Here is a 14,333-nt window from a genome sequence, read left to right on the forward strand (position 1 = left end):
GTGATTCTCCTTCGAGCCATCCCTCTTGGCACGGGGATACGGTGTAGGTGCAACAGGATTGTGACAGTACCGTGATACGGCGTCGCGGGCAATACTTCGTCGGCTGGCGAAAACGGTCAACCGGCTACGTTGCGCCACAAGACCCAGGCGCGTCGCGTTCGCGGGCGCCGAAAATGGGCTGGTTTTTGGCGGCCTTGACCAGCCACGCACCCGGAAAAAGCTGGCTCAAGCGGCGACCTGGCCCTCGACGGCACTGACCAGCGCATCGGGGTCGAGCGGCTTGGTGACGAAGCCGCTGGCGCCGTGGGCGAGCACCGCATGGCGAGTCTTTTCCTGGCTGTCGGCCGACAGCACCATGATCGGCACCGGCGGCACGGAGGCCTCCTCTTCATGGCGGCGGATCGCGGCAATGGCGTCCAGTCCGTCCATGACGGGCATGTGAAGATCCATCAGCACCACGTCGAAGCGGTGCTTGTGGCCGGCACCAGTGACCGCCTCGACGGCGGCCTTGCCATTGCCGACCACCTTGACGCGATGCCCGGCCTTCAACAGCGTCGCGCGGGCCAGCATGGCATTGATGTCGTTGTCCTCGGCGATCAGCACGGACAGGCCCTGCTGGCGTTCGCCTGAGGCACGAAGCGCCGGCGCGCGGCGTTTTTCCGGCTGCGGCTGGGCCAGGACCGGTGCGTGGCTGCTCAAAAGGACACGCAAAAGTGTTCCTCCGCGCACTGGCCGGGCAAGGAAAGTCGCGTAGCCGCTGGCACGAAACTCGCCCAGCATGCCGCGGTCGGTGGGTGCGATCAGCGTGACGGCTTCGCAATCGGAAAACCCATGCTGGCGAAGCCGCTTGAGCAGCCTTCCGTCACTCTCTTCCATGGCCGCGTCGACCAGAAGCACGTCGCAGCCGTCGGCAAAGGATGCGGCCTGAGCCACGGTGGTGGCGATTCCGGCCGCTCCGCCATTGGAGCGGATGGTGCGGGCGATGGCGTCGGCCTCGACGGTGTTCTTGGAGACGATCACGGCGCGTCGCCCGGCAAGCGCGTTCAACCGGCCCTGCGGCGGCTCGGTGGCTGATGTGGCGGGAATCTCGAAGACGAATTCCGATCCCTGGCCAAGCCGGCTGGAAACCGAAATCGTGCCGCCCATGGCGGCCACCAGGCGCTTGGAGATGGCAAGTCCCAGTCCAGCACCGCCATGCGTGCGCGTCGAGGTGCCGTCGGCCTGCTCGAACTCCTCGAAGATGCGCTCCATGTCCTCGTCGCGCAGGCCGGGACCGGTATCGGCGATGGTGAAGCAGATGCGGTCGCTGGTCTCGGTTCGGGCGCGCGCGACGCTGACCAGCACGCCCCCACTGTCGGTGAACTTGATGGCGTTGCCGATGAGGTTGAGCAGCACCTGCCTGACCCGGCCCGGATCGGCGGTGATCAATTGCGGCACATCCGGTTCGACATGGCAGCCGAGGCCGATATTCTTGGCGAAGGCGCGCGCGGCCATCAATTCGATGATGTTGTCGGCGATCTCGCGCACCGACATGGGCTGCGGTTCGGGATCGAAGCGTCCGGCCTCGATCTTGGAATAGTCGAGCAGGTCCTCGATCAGGGCAAGCAAGGCGCTGGCCGAGGTCGAGATGGCGCCGACATAGGTCTGCTGCTCCGGCGAAAGGCTGGTGTCGGCGAGCAGCCTGGCCATGCCCATGATGCCGTTCATCGGCGTGCGGATCTCATGGCTGACGGTGGCGAGGAAGCGCGACTTGGCCTGGCTCGCGAATTCGGCCCGCTCGCGCGCGGTGATCATGGACGATTCAGCGCGCTTGCGTGCTGTGATGTCGCGGGCGATGGCGCGATGCGAGACGGCACCACTGTCCTTTTCGCGCACCGACAACTCGATCCAGGAGAACCAGCGCGGGCCTGTCGGCGTGCGGATGGCAACGTCGGTGGAACTCAGGCATTCATGATCGGAGAAAGCCGCATCGGGAACGATGCCGACCTCGATGCCGAGTTCGGCCAACGTCTTGCCGGCAAGATCGCGCGGATCGGTTTCGACGAGGTCGGCGAACACCTTGTTGGCGTAGACGATGTAGCCGTCGCGGTCGCGATGGATGACGAGATCGCCGAGCGCGTCGATGAGACCGCGAAAGCGCTCCTCGCTTTCCTGCATCTCCCACATGCGGTCGGCCAGCGTCTCGATCTCGGCGCGGTTACGGGCGGTGGTTTCGTCGAGCAGGACCGCGGTGCGGCGTACGCTGCGTCTGGCGCGCAGATGCATGGCCAGGCCAGCAAGGCCGGTTGCCAGCAAGGCAAGGCTGATGAAGACTGGCGCCCCGGTCAGGGATGAGAGGCCGGCCAGCAGCATGACGGCAACGAAGGTCAGGATCGGCAGGCCTTCGCGCTTGGCCGGTTGCTGATCAGGGACCAGCGGCGGGGGGGCGGTTGCGCCGATGCCGCATCGATGTCGTCGCCGGCGTCGGCCTGTTGGCTGTCGGATTCCGCGATCATGCGAGATCCTTTGCCAGACAGAGATTATGCAAAATTGCGGGGGATCGTTCGAATTTTAGCGGATCGGGCGTTTTTGGCCCGGCGGCGACGTATTTGCCACCAATGTGGCAATTCCGCCCCGCGCCTGCCACCCCTGAGCCGGGTCACATGTCGACGACGACGCGGCCACGGATCTTGCCGTCGACGATGTCGTGTGCCGCACCGATGATGCCGTCGAAGCCGATGGTCGTGGACAGGCTGGCGAGCTTGTCCACATCGAGATCGGAGCCGATGCGCCGCCAGGCCTCGAGGCGCACGGCTTTCGGCGCCATCACCGAATCGATGCCGAGCAGGGAGACGCCGCGCAGGATGAAGGGGGCGACACTCGACGGAAGATCCATGCCGCCGGCCAGGCCGCAGGCCGCGACCGCGCCGCCATAGGAGGTCATCGACAGCACATTGGCCAGCGTGTGGCTGCCGACCGAATCGATGCCGCCGGCCCAGCGCTCCTTGGCCAACGGCTTGGCGGGTTGGTTGAGCGCGTCGCGCGATATCACCTCGGCGGCGCCGAGGTTGATCAGATAGGGGCTTTCGGCGTTGCGGCCGGTTGACGCGATGACATGGTAGCCGAGGCTGGACAGGATCGAGACCGCGACCGAACCGACGCCGCCGGCAGCACCCGTCACCACGACAGGTCCGCGCTCAGGCAGGATGCCGTGCCGCTCCAGCGCCATGACGCAGAGCATGGCCGTGTAGCCGGCGGTGCCGACCGCCATGGCATCATGCGCGCTCATGCCTTCCGGCAGGGGCACCAGCCAGTCGCCCTTGACGCGGGCGCGCCCGGCATAGGCGCCGAAATGGGTTTCGCCAACACCCCAGCCATTCAGGATGACCTTGTCGCCCTTGCGCCAGTCGGGATTGGAAGAAGAGATGACGGTGCCTGCAAGGTCGATGCCCGGCACCAGCGGCCATCGACGGATCACCGGCGCCTTGCCCGATATCGCCAGTCCATCCTTGTAGTTCACCGTCGTCGCCTCGACCGCGATGGTGACGTCGCCCTCCATCAGATCGGCGTCGGTGAGATCGGTCACGGCGACCGACTGTTTTTTCTCGGCATCGCGCGAAACGAGGATGGCTTTGAAGGTTTCGGTCATCTTTTTCTCCGCGAACTTGCTCGGCGTGACTGTGCGGCGATGGCCGCGCGGGGTCAATCCTCGGAAGGCTTGGCGTTCGGAGGCGTGGGTTCACGCCGCCAGCCGATGAGTTCGTCGAAGACGACCAGGGCCGCGCCCACCGAAATGAAGGCATCGGCAAGGTTGAAGACGGCGAAGGACCAGACCGGCGTGTGGAACAGGATGTAATCGATGACGTGGCTATAGACGGCGCGGTCGATCAGATTGCCCAGCGCGCCGCCGATGATCAGGGCAAAGCCGGTGCGGGCGATGACATGGCCCGATGGCGTGCGCGTGGCGAGGTAAAGCACGAAAGCGACGACCAGCACCGCGATGACAACCAGGCCGATGTCACCGAAGGAGGAGAACATCGAGAAGGCGATGCCGGTGTTGTAGGTGCGAAACAGCGCCAGGAAGGGCAGGAGGTCGAGCTTTTCCTGGAAGGGCAGTCCGGCTTCGACCCGCGTCTTTATCCACTGGTCGAGCGCGATGGCCACGATGACGAGCAGCGCGTAGGGAGACCATGATTTCACGATTGGGCAACCCTCATTGCTGGTCCGAAATTGGTTCGAGCTTCAGCGCGCCGCGCCGGATCTCGAACAGCATGATGCCGGTGGCGACCGCCAGATTGAGCGAATCGGCACGGCCCGCCTGCGGAATCCTGAGCAGCCTGTCGCAGCTTGCCGCCAGGCTTTCGGGCAGGCCCTGCTGCTCATTGCCCATCATCAGCAGCACCGGCCCGCGGGAAAAATCGACCGAGCGATAGTCGACCGCGCCTTTCAGATGCGTGCCGGCAACCAGCCCTGAAAAGCCGCCACGCCAGGCAAGGAATGCCTCCGTAGTTGCCTTGGCCACCGGGATGGCGAAGATCGACCCCATGGTGGCGCGCACCGTTTCCACCGAAAACGGATCGGTCGTGTCGCCGACCAGGATGACGCCCTTGGCGCCGACGGCATCGACGGTGCGGATGACGGTGCCGAGATTGCCGGGATCGCGCACCCGGTCGAGCGCCACCCAGACATCGCCATTGTCGGCACGGATGTCCTTCAGGGCCAGGAATTTCTGCGAGAAGACGCCGACCACCATTTGCGGATTGTCGCGGCGGGTGATGGCGACAAGCACCTTTTCCGATACTTCGAGCACGGTGCCCCCGGCGGCGACCGTGCGTGCCGCGACCTTTTCCACGGCCGCATTGCCGCGTCCTGCCTTGGCGAAAACCAACGTCCTGATCTGCCAGCCCAAGTCGAGCGCATCGATGACCAGCTTCAGCCCCTCGGCCATGAAGGCGTTCTGCTGGTCGCGGAATTTCTTCAAGGCAAGTACCTTGATGTCCTTGACCAGCGGATTGGCAAGGCTGGTGACTTCCTTCACCTGACCGGGCGCGCCGGCATGCCGTTCGTTCATGTCAGGCCACCCAGCGCGAAAACAGTGACGTCGAAAGCGCCCGGCCGGCGGACTTTTCACGGATGATCAGCTCACCCGATTCAACCTTGCCGCCCATGCCGGCGAACGTGTCGCGCACCAGAGCGTGGATGGCGAAGAAGGAGGCACGGATCGAATAGGCGGTCAGCACCACGGCAAGCGGTCTTGGGGTCAGGATCGAGCGACAGAGGTCCGTCAGATCGGGAAGATCTTCGAACAATTGCCAGACCTCGCCCTTGGGGCCGCGGCCATAGGCCGGCGGATCGAACAGGATGATGTCGTAGCGGCTGCCGCGACGCTCCTCGCGCTCGGCGAACTTGACCGCGTCGTCGACGATCCAGCGGATCGGCTTGCCGCCAAGTCCGGATATCTCCTGGTTTTCGCGAGCCCAGCCGATCGCCTTCTTCGAGGCGTCGACATGGGTGACCTCGGCGCCGGCGCGCGCCGCCACCAGCGAGGCAAGGCCGGTATAGCCGAACAGGTTGAGTACCTTGACTGGCCGCCTGGCGGCCGCGATCAGCCCGGCCATATGGTCCCAGTGCGACGCCTGCTCGGGAAAGACGCCGACATGGCGAAACGAGGTGAAGCGGCCGAGATAGTCGATGCCGTCATGCTTCATCGGCCAGGTTTCGCCGAGCGGCGTCCTGGGAAAACGCCAGCGACCGATGCCTTCCTCGTCGGTGTCACCGGTGAAGATCGCGTCGGCACGCTCCCAGTCCTTTGCCGGCAGAGCTTTCTGCCAGATCGCCTGGCCCTCGGGCCGCACGATGCGGTAGGGGCCATATTGTTCAAGCTTTTGTCCCGCGCCGCTGTCGAGCAGCGCGTAATCCGCGTTGGGTGCCACTTCGAGGATTACCGGAAGTTGCTCAGCGGGCAGGACGCCGTCGCGACGGGCAAGGTTGCGGGGCGTGGATTTCGGTGCGGGCTGGTCCGGCTTCAGGTCTTGCCGCGGCCTGACCTCCGGCCTGGCCACGCCGCGACCTTCCGGTGGACGCGATTGCGCGGCTTCGCCTTTACCCGGCTGGTGCGGGCGGCCGTCGCGGCGTTTGTCGCGAAAAGACTTCAAGAGACAGCTTCTCCGGCGGTTCGGCCCGCTTCTGCCACAGCTATGCCCATCGGCGCAACAAACCCGCGCGACATTGCGATAGCAACGATTGGGCAATTGCGGCGATTGCGGATGGTTTAGCCGCCACGCCCGATCGAAAGCAGTGCGACAACCAGCGAAACGAAGCCGGCAGCCTTGGCCGCCGTGACGGCCATGTGGCCGGTTTCCCAGCGCAGCCGTATGGCTTCGAAATTGTCTGGAATTGGCCCTGGCACCCAGGTGGCGAGAATTTTATTGGCCGGTTTGACGAGAACGAACCAAAGCACGAGGGATAGCGCATAGAGCAAGGTGGCGGCGAGTGCGAACCAGAACGCCGGCCGATCCTGGCGCAGCAGCCACGCCAGCAGTCCCGGGCAGATGATTGCCGCGACATCCAGCGGCGCGCCAATGATTGCGAAGAGCAGGAACTGGCCGTTGAAAACGGTGGCCTCGCGCCAAAGCGCCGGGGACCATCGGGTGAGCCGGGGCACCGATTCCAGGACATGGGCGAAGGACGGCCCGAGGCTGAGCGCAGCGATCATGGTGGCCAAGACAGACCAGAACAGCAGGAAGCCATATAGTCGCATGACGCAACAACGGTTCCGGGCCGAAGCCGTTCCGAACGGCCGCACTTGCCATTGCCGCGGCCCCAGCCCTATCGTTTGGCACTCCGGCACTGCGGGCCGATTAGCGGGCAAGCGTTGGCCGACGGACAACTGGCCAATTAGGAACAGAAATGAGCGCGTATTGGATCGCCGTGGCGTCGGCCGAACATGTCCGGCGCGGCCGCAAGGGCGGCTTCATGCAGGTCAACCATGGCAAGGCGGCACCGCTGCGCCGCGTCAGGCCCGGTGATGGCATCGTCTATTATTCGCCGACCACGGTTTTGGGGGAGAAAGACGGTCTGCAGGCGTTCACGGCGATCGGCATGGTGCGGGAAGGAGACCCCTATCAAGGCGACATGGGCGGCGGCTTCACGCCGTTCCGTCGCGATGTCGACTGGGCGCAGGCACAGGAAACGCCGATCAAGCAATTGCTTGAGAGGCTGGAGTTCACCTCAGGCAAATCGAACTGGGGTTACCCGTTGCGCTTTGGCTTGTTCCCGATCAGCGTGGCAGATTTCGCTTTGATCGCGGAGACGATGGGCGCCAAACTCGCTTCGACTAGCCCCTGAGCGCCTTGTAGACGGCAATGCCGGCGGCCAAGTCCTCCAGCGCGGCACCGACCGACTTGAACAGCGTAATCTCGTCCGGGCTGCCGCGACCTTCCTTTTGGCCGCGCGCCAGTTCGTGCAGGTCGGCGACGATGGCTTGTGGTTTCAGCACGCCTGAGGCCAGTGGCTGGAGGATGTCGCCGGCTTCCTTGGTGGCGCCGGCGCGGGTGTCGACATAGACGCGGGCGCGCATGACCGCGTCGTCGTCGCTTTCGCGCATCGCAGGCGTAAAGCCGCCGACCAAGTCGACATGGGTTCCCGGCCGCAGCAACGTGCCCTTGATCAGCGGCGTGGTGGTGATTGTCGCCGAGGAGATGATGTCGGCTTGGCCAAGCTCGGCATCGAGATCGGTCGCGGCGCTGGCCGCGAAGCCCTCGGCGCGCAGATCGGCCGCGACTTTCTCGGCGTTGGCCGGGGTGCGGTTCCAGATGCGGATGGTCTTGATTGGCCGCACGGCGCTGTGCGCCTTGGCCAGGAAGGGCGACAGCGCGCCGGCGCCGACCACGAGCAGCCGCGAGGCATCGTCGCGGGCGAGATAGGACGCCGCGAGGGCCGAGGCGCACGCCGTGCGCCACTGCGTCAGCCGCTGGCCGTCGATCAGGGCTTCCGGCTCGCCGGTGCTGCCATCGAGCAGGAGATAGAGCCCCATCACGGCGGGCTTGCCGACGGCGTTGTTGTCGGGCGAGACGGTGACGATCTTGACGCCGATATGGCCGCCGGCGGAACGGCCCGCGGCGTGAAAATCGGTCCATGCGGGCATCAGCAGCAAGGTCGACGCCGCGCCGTCAGGCCTTTCGACCGTGTGATGATGCCTGACCGGCTGCACCGCGCCCTCGCGAAATGCCGTGCGCAATGTCTCGACCAGTCCAGGAAAGGTCAGCGCACGATCGACCTCAGCGGCCGAAATGGTCAGCATGAAAAGCTCCGTGAAAAGAAACGCGCCGACCTGCGGCTCAATTGGTCGGCTTCGGCAACGCCGACCCTTGGGCCGGTGCTTGGGCTGATGCCTGCGGCACCGAGGGCGTGCGGCTGACTGCCTGGCGCAGGTTTTCGGCCTCGACACCGCGCTGGCGAGCCAGTTTGCGGTAGTGGCCCTGCTTCACCCATGTCGCCAGGCTGCCGACGACCATGCCGATGGCGAGCGCCAGGAACAGGAAGATGAACAGCGGCAAGGTGAGTGTCAGCTTCGGATTTCCGGGATTGAAGGGGTCCAGCGTGAAGGCGACGAGTTCGCGGTTGGCGACGGCCAAAGCGATCAGGATGATCGCCAGGGGCACGAAGACCACGATGAGCATGAAGCGATTGAGCATGATGTTTTCCGTCGCAAGCGGGCCGATAAGGCCGTCCAGCGCTGACGCGCCTACTTGCCGCCGTTCAGCCTTTCACGCAACTCCTTGCCGGTCTTGAAGAACGGCACCCATTTCTCCTCGACCTCGACGGATTCGCCGGTGCGCGGGTTGCGGCCGGTGCGGGCAGGTCGGTTCTTCACCGAAAAAGCGCCGAAACCGCGCAATTCGACCCGGTTGCCCTCGGCAAGCGCGTCGGTGATTTCATCGAAGATCGCGCCGACGATGTTTTCGACGTCGCGCAGGAAAAGATGCGGATTGCGCGTGGCAATAATCTGCACAAGCTCGGACTTGATCATCAGACGGGTCCCCGTGAAAGCAGTTCGGCCAAAATTATCAGGATGATTTTATTTGCTTTTTTAGCTGTCCCAACGCGTCTCAAGGGTGCCAGACGGAAACGAGACCGTCAAGAAACAAGCGGTCGGCGCCAAGTTCACGGATCACGTCGCCGCCGGAGTCCGGCAGGCCGAGCGCGCCGGCGATCGTGCGTGCCATCGCCTTCGAGAACAGGAAACCGCCGCGCCGTTCCGTGTCCTTCCACTCGACCACCTTGAGCTTGGCATCGACACCCTTGGTCGCCAGCCAGTCGATCGCCACGGACTCGCCGCCGACGGCGTCGATCAGCCCGTTGGCAACACCCTGGCGGCCAGTGAAGATCGAACCGTCGGCCAGCGCCAGCGCCTGTTCGTGGGTCATCTTGCGACGTTCGGCGACGATGCCGACGAACCAGTCGTAGCTGTCCAGAATGAGCTTGCGGACCATGGCGCGCTCGTCGTCATTGGTCGGCTTGAAGGGCGAGGGTGAGGCTTTCAGCGGCGAGGACTTGACCTCCTCCAGCTTGACGCCGAGCTTGTCCATCAGGCCGCTGACGTCGGGATACTGGATCAGCACGCCGATCGAGCCGACGATCGAGGTCTTGCGGGCGACAATATGGTCGGCGGCACTGGCGATCATGTAACCCGCCGACGCGGCGAGCGTGCCGACCTCGGCCACGACAGGCTTGTCGGCGGCCAGCTTGCGCACCTCCTCGTAGATCGATTCCCCGCCGACGGTGGTGCCGCCAGGAGAATCGACCACAAGGATCACGCCTTTTACTTTCGGCGACTGGCGGATGGCCTCGAGCCGCTTGATCAGTTCGTCGTCCTCCGTGATGGTGCCTTCTATCCTGACCTTGGCGATGTGGTCGACGGCGGAGCCGCCGAAATCGTCGCCATAGAACCAGGCCGACAGCGCAATCACCCCGAGCGCCACGATCCCAAAGGCCACAACACGCCAGAAAGTCAGCTTGCGCCGCAAGCGGCGGCGGTCGATCAGGTCGTCGGCTCTCAATGCCATCGTCAGCCTCACAGTCACCGGGAAGAGACGCTTTTAGACCATGATGTCTTGATCGGGAAGCAGTTCCGTCCCGCACATGGCGCGGCAATCCGCGCGCAGCGGTCCGTGTTGTCTGTTTTGTGACTGGCCTGTGCGGGCGACGCAAGGTAAGTGGGAAGAACTTCGGTGGTGAAAAAAGACGCAAGGGCGTCTATTTCTGCTATGAAGCACTGGCTGTTGCGCTGACCCGGGTTTCGTTTGTGCACGGCAGCTGTCACATTTTTGCGGTTTTCGTCGGCTTGTGCTTGCGCGAGGGCGCTGGCGTCCCACCTATAGGCGGTGCTCCCGGGGCAGGGTTTTAGAAGAAAGCAGTCATGTTAGCGCGACCGAATGAACCGACCAGCCCGGAGACGGAGTTGGCTCCCCCGGCGGATGACTGGACGCGGGGCGAAGCTTTCGACCGCGCCCAGCGTCATTCACGCCGCGTGCGCGTACTCAAATTCGCCGTGCCCTTGGCCGCGGCATTGATCGCCGTCGCCTTCCCAGTCTATTCCTACCTCGCCGCGCCCGTTTCCGTCGCGGTGCAGGCCGAAGGCACCGCCTTCTCGAACGGTAAGCTGGTGATGGCCAATCCCAAACTCAATGGTTTCACCAAGCAGAAGCAGCCCTATTCGATGACGGCGCTGCGCGCCATCCAGGATGTGAGCACGCAAGGCATCATCGAACTCGAAGGCATCGACGCCAAGGTGCCGATCGCCCCCGACAATGTCGCGGCGATTAAAGCCTCGCGCGGTACCTACGATCGCGACGGCAATACGATGAAGCTGAACAGCGACGTCACCATCAGCACGACCGACGGCATGCAGGCCAAGTTCAAATCCGTCTTCCTCGACATGGGCAAAGGCACTATGAAGACGGATGATCCCGTCGATGTCAGCCGTGGCGGGTCGCAGATCAGGGCGGATTCGATGTCGGTCCAGGACAATGGCAAGATCCTGGTGTTCGAGAACAAGGTTCGTGTCAACATCGATCCCGCCGTTCTGAAGGCGGCTGAGGCAAAGGGCGAAGAAGCGAATGTGGCTCAATAATTCGACACGGCTCGCGGCCGCAACTTCGGCGCTGTTCCTGCTCAGCCTGGCGCCGTCGCTGGCGCAGTCGGGAGCGGCCAGCCAGGTGTCGGGTCTCAAACTGGCCGGCGACAAGCCGATCCAGATCGAAAGCGACAAGCTGGAAGTCCACCAGGCCGACAGCGTCGCGATCTTCACCGGCAATGTCACCGTCGTCCAGGGACCGACGCTGATGAAGGCCGGCAAGATGATGGTCTACTACGTCAAGGATCCCAATGCGGGCGCCAAGGGCGCCGAAGCCGCCGGGGCGGCAGCCATGACCGGCTCGGCCAACATCGATCACCTGGAGATCTCCGACAAGGTCTACATCAAGTCGGATCAGCAGGTCGCGACCGGCGATCAGGGCAGTTTCGACATGAAGAGCCAGGTGCTGGTGCTTTCGGGCAAAAAGGTCGTCCTTTCGCAAAACGACAATGTGCTGGTCGGCTGCAAGCTCACCGTGCAGATGAAGACCGGGCTGGCCCAGGTCGATCCATGTGCTGGGCAGCGTGTGCAGATGTCGATCACACCGCCGCCGAAATCGGGAGCGACGAACCCCTGATGGTCAGCCTGTCGTCGCTGACGGCGCGTCTTCCGGGACGGGCCGCAGGCAAGCTTTCGGCGCCGGCCACGGTCGACAAGGCGAAGTTCAAGGGAACCTTGATCGCCAAGGGTCTGACCAAGAGCTACAAGGGCCGCAAGGTCGTCAGCGGCGTCACGCTGGGCGTGCGCGCAGGCGAGGCCGTCGGGCTGCTCGGCCCCAACGGCGCCGGCAAGACGACCTGTTTCTACATGGTCACCGGCCTGGTGCCGGTGGATGAAGGCACGATCGAGATCGACGGCTTCGACGTCACCTCGATGCCGATGTATCGTCGCGCGCGCCTCGGCATCGGCTATCTGCCTCAGGAGGCCTCGATCTTTCGCGGCCTCAATGTCGAGCAGAACATCCGCGCCGTGCTCGAAGTGGTCGAAAAGGATCGCAAGATCCGCGAGCGCAACCTCGACGAACTGCTTGAGGAATTTCACATCAGCCATCTGCGCAAGGCGCCATCCATGTCGCTCTCGGGCGGCGAAAGGCGGCGCCTGGAAATCGCGCGCGCGCTGGCGACGCGCCCGGCCTACATGCTGCTCGACGAGCCCTTCGCCGGCATCGATCCGATCGCCGTCGCCGATATTCAGCAATTGGTGCGTCACCTGACGGCGCGCGGCATCGGGGTCCTCATCACCGACCACAATGTGCGTGAGACGCTCGGCCTGATCGACCGCGCCTACATCATCCACGCCGGCCAGGTGCTCACTCATGGCCGCGCCGACGAAGTGGTGGCAAATCCTGACGTGCGGCGGCTTTATCTCGGCGAGGGTTTTACGCTCTGAGCGTGAAATTTGTTTTCTGATACGATTTTTTGCGCGCCGCCGACCTGTTTTCCGCGATTTTGCTCCGGGATAACGCTCCGGTAAGCGGGTTTTGCTAGGCTTTGCCTTGACAAGCAAAAGCCGGGCCAGTTTCTATGGCCGGCCGTGAAATTGATTTCCGGAAGTTGGGGACGCGTAGAGGAGGCGTTTGAAACCGAACCATGGCATTGGCGGCCAAACTACAGCTCCGACAATCGCAGTCGCTGGTGATGACGCCGCAGCTGATGCAGTCGATTCGGCTGCTGCAGTTCACCCATACCGAGTTAGAGCACTTCATCGACGAGGAGATCGAGCGCAACCCGCTTCTGGAGCGCGCCGAGCCGCAGGATGATGCCGTGAGCGACCAGGCGCAGAAGCTCGACGTAGAGCCGCAAGCGTCCGCCGATGGCGACTGGTTCGAGAACGAGGCGGGATGGAGTGCCGAGGCCATCTCGGAAAAGCTCGATACGTCGCTGGAAAACCTGTTTCCCGACGATCCCGGCACCAGCGAGCGGTTGGGCCCCGACCTGACGGCGCAATGGAAATCGGCTTCGGGCAGTGGAGGCTCCTCGTCCGAGGGGCTCGACGCCGGCGACATGGCTGCGAGCGGGATCACGCTGCGCGACCATGTCGGCGAGCAAGTCGCGCTCGCCTTCATCGATCCCGTCGCGCGGCTGATCGCCGGAGAACTTGCCGATGGGCTCGACGAGACCGGCTATGTCAGGGCCGATCTGGCGGAGATCGCCGCGCGGCTTGGCACCGACGAGGTGGCGGTGGGCGAGGTGCTGGCGGTGTGCCAGACCTTCGAGCCGGCCGGCCTGTTTGCCCGCGACCTCGCGGAATGCCTTTCGCTGCAGCTTGCCGTGCGTGACCGTCTCGATCCGGCCATGAAGGCCCTGGTCGCCAATCTCGAACTGCTGGCGCGCCGCGATTTCCAGACGCTGAAGCGGCTCTGCGGCGTCGATGAGGAGGATTTGCTGGACATGCTGGCCGAAATCCGGGCGCTCGACCCGCGGCCGGGCATGGCGTTTTCTGGCGGCGCCAGCGATGCGATCGTCGCCGATGTCGAGGTGCGGGCGGCCAATGACGGCAGCTGGACCGTCGAACTCAATGCCGAAACGCTGCCGCGCGTGCTCGTCGACCACATCTATTTCGCCCAGGTGTCGCCGCACGCGAAGAACCAGGCGGAAAAGGATTTCCTGGCCGAGTGCCTGCAGAACGCCAACTGGCTGACACGGAGCCTCGACCAGCGGGCCAAGACGATCCTCAAAGTGGCCTCGGAAATCGTGCGCCAGCAGGACGCCTTCCTGGTCCATGGCGTGCGCCAGCTGAAGCCACTCAACCTGCGCACGGTGGCAGACGCCATCGGCATGCACGAATCGACGGTCAGCCGGGTGACCGCCAACAAATACATGCTCACCCCGCGCGGCGTGTTCGAGCTGCGCTATTTCTTCACGGCCTCGATCGCGGCATCGGGTGGTGGCGATGCGCATTCCTCGGAAGCGGTGCGTGATCGCATCAAGCAAATGATCGACGAGGAGAAGCCCGTCGATGTGCTGTCGGACGATGCTATTGTCGACATGCTCAGGGAAAGCGGCGTCGATATCGCCCGGCGCACCGTCGCCAAGTACCGGGAAGGCATGAATATTCCCTCGTCGGTACAGCGCCGGCGCGAGAAACGGGCGCTCGCCAGCGCCGGCCGCTAGGCGTTCACGATTTCCACAGCTTTCAAGTTTCATTGACAAGCCACGGTGAAGTGGCTAGAAGCCCGCCCGCATGAGACGGGCTCGATGCCCGCTAGCGGATGGTC

The 14,333-nt window shown here is 64.1% G+C and carries 14 protein-coding genes and 1 pseudogene; 5 read left to right on the forward strand and 10 right to left on the reverse strand.

What is annotated here, in order from left to right:
- Positions 1-225: 225 nt before the first annotated feature.
- The 6 genes and pseudogenes from LB555_RS18990 to LB555_RS19015 form a co-directional block, all read right to left on the reverse strand.
- Positions 226-2,495 (reverse strand): annotated as a pseudogene (locus LB555_RS18990) (response regulator).
- 143 nt (positions 2,496-2,638) lie between these two features.
- Positions 2,639-3,628 carry an MDR family oxidoreductase gene (locus tag LB555_RS18995; protein WP_140721152.1) on the reverse strand — a complete coding sequence of 330 codons (990 nt, stop codon included), beginning with the start codon at positions 3,626-3,628 and terminating at the stop codon, positions 2,639-2,641.
- 53 nt (positions 3,629-3,681) lie between these two features.
- A complete protein-coding gene (gene lspA / locus LB555_RS19000; protein ID WP_015315707.1) occupies positions 3,682-4,179 on the reverse strand; it encodes a signal peptidase II in 498 nt (165 codons plus the stop codon).
- A 13-nt stretch (positions 4,180-4,192) separates the two neighbouring features.
- A complete protein-coding gene (locus LB555_RS19005; protein ID WP_224683485.1) occupies positions 4,193-5,050 on the reverse strand; it encodes a TrmH family RNA methyltransferase in 858 nt (285 codons plus the stop codon).
- A 1-nt stretch (position 5,051) separates the two neighbouring features.
- Positions 5,052-6,134, reverse strand: a complete 1,083-nt coding sequence (locus LB555_RS19010) for a class I SAM-dependent rRNA methyltransferase (protein ID WP_015315709.1) — start codon at positions 6,132-6,134, stop codon at positions 5,052-5,054.
- A 116-nt stretch (positions 6,135-6,250) separates the two neighbouring features.
- Positions 6,251-6,739 carry a hypothetical protein gene (locus LB555_RS19015; RefSeq protein ID WP_015315710.1) on the reverse strand — a complete coding sequence of 163 codons (489 nt, stop codon included), beginning with the start codon at positions 6,737-6,739 and terminating at the stop codon, positions 6,251-6,253.
- Between the two features lie 149 nt (positions 6,740-6,888).
- Here LB555_RS19015 and LB555_RS19020 point away from each other — a divergent pair, with 149 nt between their 5' ends.
- The gene (locus tag LB555_RS19020) at positions 6,889-7,326 is read left to right on the forward strand and encodes an EVE domain-containing protein (RefSeq protein WP_015315711.1); all 438 of its coding nucleotides are present in this window, start codon (positions 6,889-6,891) and stop codon (positions 7,324-7,326) included.
- On the opposite strand, the gene LB555_RS19025 is transcribed toward LB555_RS19020, so the two are convergent.
- The 4 genes from LB555_RS19025 to sppA form a co-directional block, all read right to left on the reverse strand.
- Entirely contained in the window at positions 7,316-8,281 is a 966-nt protein-coding gene (locus LB555_RS19025; RefSeq protein WP_015315712.1) for an ornithine cyclodeaminase family protein, read from the reverse strand. The genes LB555_RS19020 and LB555_RS19025 overlap by 11 nt on opposite strands.
- Before the next feature lie 37 nt (positions 8,282-8,318).
- Positions 8,319-8,675 carry a hypothetical protein gene (locus LB555_RS19030; protein WP_015315713.1) on the reverse strand — a complete coding sequence of 119 codons (357 nt, stop codon included), beginning with the start codon at positions 8,673-8,675 and terminating at the stop codon, positions 8,319-8,321.
- A gap of 50 nt (positions 8,676-8,725) precedes the next feature.
- Positions 8,726-9,010 (reverse strand): integration host factor subunit beta, encoded by a 285-nt coding sequence (locus LB555_RS19035; RefSeq protein WP_006200394.1) that lies wholly within the window; start codon positions 9,008-9,010, stop codon positions 8,726-8,728.
- Positions 9,011-9,089: 79 nt separating this feature from the next.
- Positions 9,090-10,046, reverse strand: coding sequence for a signal peptide peptidase SppA (sppA, locus tag LB555_RS19040; protein WP_224683486.1), 957 nt, complete (start codon positions 10,044-10,046; stop codon positions 9,090-9,092).
- Positions 10,047-10,399: 353 nt separating this feature from the next.
- On the opposite strand from sppA, the gene lptC reads away from it, so the two are divergent.
- The 4 genes from lptC to rpoN all read left to right on the forward strand — a co-directional run bounded on the left by lptC (position 10,400) and on the right by rpoN (position 14,229).
- The gene (lptC, locus tag LB555_RS19045; RefSeq protein ID WP_140661709.1) at positions 10,400-11,113 is read left to right on the forward strand and encodes an LPS export ABC transporter periplasmic protein LptC; all 714 of its coding nucleotides are present in this window, start codon (positions 10,400-10,402) and stop codon (positions 11,111-11,113) included.
- Complete coding sequence (locus LB555_RS19050) at positions 11,100-11,693, forward strand: LptA/OstA family protein (RefSeq protein ID WP_015315716.1); 594 nt, start codon at positions 11,100-11,102, stop codon at positions 11,691-11,693. The genes lptC and LB555_RS19050 overlap by 14 nt, the downstream gene beginning before the upstream one ends.
- Entirely contained in the window at positions 11,693-12,505 is an 813-nt protein-coding gene (gene lptB / locus LB555_RS19055) for an LPS export ABC transporter ATP-binding protein (RefSeq protein WP_140713210.1), read from the forward strand. The genes LB555_RS19050 and lptB overlap by 1 nt, the downstream gene beginning before the upstream one ends.
- Positions 12,506-12,705: 200 nt before the next feature.
- Entirely contained in the window at positions 12,706-14,229 is a 1,524-nt protein-coding gene (gene rpoN, locus LB555_RS19060; protein ID WP_224683487.1) for an RNA polymerase factor sigma-54, read from the forward strand.
- The last annotated feature ends 104 nt before the right edge of the window (positions 14,230-14,333 follow it).

This window comes from Mesorhizobium sp. BR-1-1-10, assembly GCF_020165595.1.
Lineage (GTDB): Bacteria > Pseudomonadota > Alphaproteobacteria > Rhizobiales > Rhizobiaceae > Mesorhizobium > Mesorhizobium australicum.

Coding starts and splice junctions, on each gene's coding strand:
- LB555_RS19015 (WP_015315710.1), bottom strand. CDS start 6,739: ATGCGACTATATGGCTTCCTGCTGTTCTGGTCTGTCTTGGCCACCATG.
- LB555_RS19025 (WP_015315712.1), bottom strand. CDS start 8,281: ATGCTGACCATTTCGGCCGCTGAGGTCGATCGTGCGCTGACCTTTCCT.
- sppA (WP_224683486.1), bottom strand. CDS start 10,046: ATGGCATTGAGAGCCGACGACCTGATCGACCGCCGCCGCTTGCGGCGC.
- LB555_RS18995 (WP_140721152.1), bottom strand. CDS start 3,628: ATGACCGAAACCTTCAAAGCCATCCTCGTTTCGCGCGATGCCGAGAAA.
- lptB (WP_140713210.1), top strand. CDS start 11,693: ATGGTCAGCCTGTCGTCGCTGACGGCGCGTCTTCCGGGACGGGCCGCA.
- LB555_RS19020 (WP_015315711.1), top strand. CDS start 6,889: ATGAGCGCGTATTGGATCGCCGTGGCGTCGGCCGAACATGTCCGGCGC.
- lptC (WP_140661709.1), top strand. CDS start 10,400: ATGTTAGCGCGACCGAATGAACCGACCAGCCCGGAGACGGAGTTGGCT.
- rpoN (WP_224683487.1), top strand. CDS start 12,706: ATGGCATTGGCGGCCAAACTACAGCTCCGACAATCGCAGTCGCTGGTG.
- LB555_RS19005 (WP_224683485.1), bottom strand. CDS start 5,050: ATGAACGAACGGCATGCCGGCGCGCCCGGTCAGGTGAAGGAAGTCACC.
- LB555_RS19035 (WP_006200394.1), bottom strand. CDS start 9,010: ATGATCAAGTCCGAGCTTGTGCAGATTATTGCCACGCGCAATCCGCAT.
- LB555_RS19050 (WP_015315716.1), top strand. CDS start 11,100: ATGTGGCTCAATAATTCGACACGGCTCGCGGCCGCAACTTCGGCGCTG.
- LB555_RS19030 (WP_015315713.1), bottom strand. CDS start 8,675: ATGCTCAATCGCTTCATGCTCATCGTGGTCTTCGTGCCCCTGGCGATC.